Source organism: Dysgonomonas sp. Shenzhen-Wh21 (assembly GCF_043392705.1).
In the GTDB taxonomy this organism is placed as follows: Bacteria; Bacteroidota; Bacteroidia; order Bacteroidales; family Dysgonomonadaceae; genus Dysgonomonas.
The window spans coordinates 1-4,205 of sequence record NZ_JAIXHZ010000220.1; the positions used below are offsets into that span (position 1 = coordinate 1).

The window sequence follows — 4,205 nt, forward strand, 5'->3', positions numbered from 1 at the left end:
TGAACGGGAGCAAATTATCAAAGCCTTGAAAATAACAAAGGGAAATAAAACGCAAGCAGCAAACCTACTCAATATTGATAGGAAAACCCTTTACAATAAAATGCATCAATATGGTATGGAAATTTAATGAGAATCCAAATAATTTTGAACATCGTTTATTATTTGTTCGGCATATTCGATAAGTTCAAAGACATCGCTCTCCCACTCGGGATACATTAAAGTAGCATCTAAACGATGTGCATCTAATTTCTTCAATATATCTAACTTATCAACAGCCCCAAGTTGTATAAACATCGGCTGCATTTTATGACCAATAAACTGAGCCGTATTAAAATCACTATCGAGGAGAGCCTGTTTAAGCCGACTCACGTTTTCTGTTGTTGATTGAACAAAAGATGCCAGAACCTCATGTAAAGCTTCGGAATCTTCTTCCAGCATTTTATTAAGCGAACTAAAACCTATCACACTTTGATCTTTTATTTGCCCTCCAAATAATAATTTTAGATCACTTATTGACACAGGCTTTTTAATATAGGCTTTAAAGCCCATTCTTATAAAGTCATCATAATCGACATCTTCTCGGGCTGTGACTATTGTAATCGGTACATTTATTCCACTGTATTTTATTCTATTTAAAACATCAATACCGCTAAAAGTCTCCATTTCCATATCTGTCAAGATCTCATCATATTGATCAATTTCAGCTAGTATCGCGTCAAATTCATCTATATTGTTGCAAATAGAAGGTATATGGCCTAAGCTTAACAATATATTACGAATAATAATCAGATAAGATATATCGTCGTCTACTACTAATATTCTCTTAGGAATGAAACTATCTTTTAGTGAAACCTCGCCTACAGGTATAGATATTACCGTTCTTGTTCCTTTCCCTTCTTCTGAAGAAACTTTTATATTCCCTTGGAATAAATCGACTAAGCCTTTAACTACATATAGCCCGAAACCCGAACCTTCGGATAAATGTGAATTTTGATCTATCCGGCTAAATGGTAGAAATATATCTTTAACCTGATTTTCAGGAATACCTACGCCCGTATCTTCTATAATGCAATATAATATCGAGTTAGAATATTTTACATCAAATTGAACGGAGCCTTCAGATGTATACTTAATCGAATTGGATAAGATATTTATTAGTATTTGTTTGATTTTTAGAGAATCAGATGACAATGTCAAATTCTCATCGAATTCAAAAGAATAAGACAATGTTAGATCCTTCTTATTGGCTAAAGGAATAAACATATCGACTATCTGCTGACACAGGTCATGTAAATTGAAGACACGATTCGATATGTTCGAAGTACCTTGTTCAATACTCGAAAATTCTAATAAATTTCCTAAAAGTGCAAGAATATATTCTCCCGAATCCTTCATCATACGGATATCATCAGCAAGAAAATCATTACTTGATTTCTTTAATTCTAATGTTCCGAGTATAGAGTTTAGAGGCGTTTTAATATCATGAGAAATAGAAAGTAATAACTTATGACGACTATCCATAATCTGCTTGATTCTTAGGTTTGCCTGCTCTAGATTCTTTCGCAACCTATAACTTTTATTTACATCGCTTATTATAAGCAATATGAATATAAAAATCAGGATAAGAGAAACAATACTGCTTATTATAGAGTAAGTATTATTATCACGTATAAGTTGTTCACTTTTCTGAATTTCATCAAGTCTTGTCTGTACAGTCTGGTTATACAAACCAATAAGCAATGTTGTAATCTCAGAAGATATTTCTTGATCTGCTACAATCAGATTACTTAAATTATTTTCGATTGAAATAATGCGTTTTACATAATCGTCTTTAGCTTGCTCTGCTATTTCTGTGACTTCTGATACTATATGAAGTGTATCATTCTTGGGCATGGTCAATGTATCCAATCTGGCAGTAGTAATAGAAGTTACAGTGTCTGATCCTTTTGATGATGAAAATAATTCACCCAGTTTTTTCCAAAAACCTTTTTTAGGGCCCGAATAGATTATAGTATCTTGTATGGTAGCAGTAACTAAAACAGTATCTTTTTTGATAACAGGATCAATTTCTTTTAATACTTCATTTATTGACTCGATTGGATTTTTGTTGCTAAACTGCTTATTCAAATTTGATACAATTACTCCTTTCTTTACCAAAAGATTATTGATCTGCTGTAGTTTCTCATTGTGTAGTGGATTTATATGACTTAGAGAATCCATTAAACATTCAACAATATTTAAGCTTTCATTAAAGAGTTTATAATGCTTTACTTGTTTCGAAAATACATAAAGGTTTACTTCCAATTGTGATGCGTTTACAGAATCAATCAGCTTGTTTACAAGTGACAACTCCTTATAGTACTGCAAAACACTCCTTTTTTGATCATCGATATCGTCTCTAAGTTTATATATATAAATGAGCATTCCGCAACAAATAAGAGCTACGATTAAATATATAAGCACAGCTTTGAATCTTATATTTTTCTCGGGAGTTTCTACCATTACTTAGTCTTTTCTATATATAAAACGAACAATTAATTATTCTATTTAGTTTTCCACAACTTAGATTGTAGAAATTTTCCACAATTCTACAGTTCGATTATTCTTCTTTATTAAAAGAAAATCACAATACACACCTAATAATAAACACATTACACAAACAAAAGACATTTCTATTTCTTTTGGCATAGCTATTGCAAATTATATAGTGTAAGTGAAGATTACACATTTATACCTAAATTAATAGTAATTTAAAAATTAGAAGACATGAAAACAATGAAATTTATGATGTTAGCCATTGCGATAGTTTTTGGAACATCAACTTTTGCAAATGTACAAAGTTTCTCTAGTGAAAATAATGCAGTTGTTGCTATCAATCAAACAAACGATGATGGATATGTAGACGTGAAGTTTGAAGACTTGAATGAGAAAGTACAAGCTGCCATACAAGGATACACTGAATCTTATAATGTTACAGCTCTTGCCTACAATGCAGATAAGAAACTTACTAAAGTAACCCTATCTTCAAAATCAGAAGAAAGCATTAAAGTTGTTATCTTGGATGACGAAGGTAAGGAATACGTAGAAGCTACTGCTAAATAAATGCCCCAACCTACATCTGACAATTTTAGTAAATAATAGGAAATACTTTCGGTATTTCCTATTATTTTTTCCATATATGCACAGAGTAAAAACAGCCCCAATAAATGAATATAAATCATTTACCAACAACCCGAATAGTATCTTTTTCTACTAAAATAACTTGAGAGTTATTAATCGGATATAAATTTATTTTTGATTCATATTTAGCTATTATTTTCTCCACAGCTTTAGCAAACGGAAAGTTTGTATGGTGAGGCACGGGATAAAAATCAATTACATTTAATGCTTCAACTGTATTTAGACCTGATGCCATCTTACAATCATCCATATCCTTAACATATTCAATATTTGGAGATACAATCATTGCTCCTGCGGATTCGCCAATATACAATTTTCCCAAATTAATTTCATCTATAATTATTTTATCTGCTCCTGTTCTCTTTAACTCTTGAAGTAAAAAGAATGTATTTCCTCCCGACACGTAGATATAATCATTTTTTTTCAACTTGTTCAGTATATCCTTACTAGTAGCTTTTGTTAACTCTAACTCGTCCACGACTAAACCCATTTTTTCGAAAGCCTTACGTGCCGAGCCAACATAAAACTTTACCTTTTCATTTATGCTTGCTGTTGGGATGAACGTTACGGTTTTTCCTTTTATGTCTTCTTTTACAAAATCTATCAATAAAGATGCTACATCTTTGAAGGAAGAGGACAAGAATAATTTTCTCATTTAATTTTATTTATTCGTATACAATCATTCAAATAACAATTAAGAGCAAAAATAAATATATTTAGTGACAACTGTATGTCATCAATATCATCAATCTTACACTTAAACCTGTTACATCTTCGTCTATTTTTGAGGGTAGTTTTAACATAGAGATATTTAGTATGTAATAAATTCCATCAACTTCTTTCCATGTAAATACAACTCCTTTTTTACGAATCTAAGTTGCACCACCAAAATCAGCGGAATAAGGGCTCTTCCCTAAAAGTTGTGGACTAGGCATAAATATTCGTTAATCTAAATAAAAAATAGGGTATATGCTTTACTCCTCTGAGCGTAGCTCTAAATGCTTTAATCTTGGCATTGAAAGATT

General features: G+C 31.4%; 4 protein-coding genes and 1 pseudogene. 2 read left to right on the top strand and 3 right to left on the bottom strand.

Features of this window, described 5'->3' with window-relative positions:
- On the top strand, positions 1-127 hold a 127-nt coding region (locus LDB17_RS14655), incomplete at its 5' end, for a helix-turn-helix domain-containing protein (protein ID WP_393925117.1).
- Here the strand turns inward: LDB17_RS14655 and LDB17_RS14660 are convergent.
- Entirely contained in the window at positions 124-2,502 is a 2,379-nt protein-coding gene (locus LDB17_RS14660) for an ATP-binding protein (RefSeq protein ID WP_252639080.1), read from the bottom strand. The two genes, LDB17_RS14655 and LDB17_RS14660, sit on opposite strands and share 4 nt — an antisense overlap.
- 264 nt (positions 2,503-2,766) lie before the next feature.
- Between LDB17_RS14660 and LDB17_RS14665 the strand changes: the two genes are divergently transcribed.
- Positions 2,767-3,102, top strand: a complete 336-nt coding sequence (locus LDB17_RS14665; RefSeq protein ID WP_135104206.1) for a hypothetical protein — start codon at positions 2,767-2,769, stop codon at positions 3,100-3,102.
- Between the two features lie 115 nt (positions 3,103-3,217).
- Here LDB17_RS14665 and LDB17_RS14670 read toward each other — a convergent pair whose 3' ends face one another.
- Positions 3,218-3,835, bottom strand: a complete 618-nt coding sequence (locus LDB17_RS14670) for a peptidase E (protein WP_252639081.1) — start codon at positions 3,833-3,835, stop codon at positions 3,218-3,220.
- A gap of 272 nt (positions 3,836-4,107) precedes the next feature.
- Positions 4,108-4,205, bottom strand: a pseudogene (locus LDB17_RS14675) (ISL3 family transposase); the annotation flags it as partial.